At 64.4% G+C, this 253-nt stretch carries 1 protein-coding gene; it reads left to right on the top strand.

Annotated features, from left to right (window positions below; genetic code table 11):
- The coding region (locus PMES_RS16380; RefSeq protein WP_159966775.1) for an IS66 family transposase at window positions 1-253 on the top strand (253 nt) is incomplete at both ends.

The following is a 253-nucleotide window of genomic DNA, read 5'->3' on the forward strand; positions in this document are numbered from 1 at the left end:
CGCGCGCCGCAAACTGAAGGAAGTCTTTGACCGCGACGGCTCAGAGATCGCCGCCGAAGGCCTACGCCGCATCGCCCAGATCTATGCCATTGAAGCCGATATCCGTGGTATCGACCCCGGCCAGCGATTGTTAGCCCGCCAGGCCCGCAGCGCCCCGCTGGTCGCAGCCTTCGGCGACTGGCTGCAGGCGCAACGCCGCAAGATCTCCAGCAAGTCCCGGCTGGGCGAAAAGCTCACATACATCCACAACCAC

It is taken from the genome of Profundibacterium mesophilum KAUST100406-0324, from assembly GCF_009835145.1.
In the GTDB taxonomy this organism is placed as follows: Bacteria; Pseudomonadota; Alphaproteobacteria; order Rhodobacterales; family Rhodobacteraceae; genus Profundibacterium; species Profundibacterium mesophilum.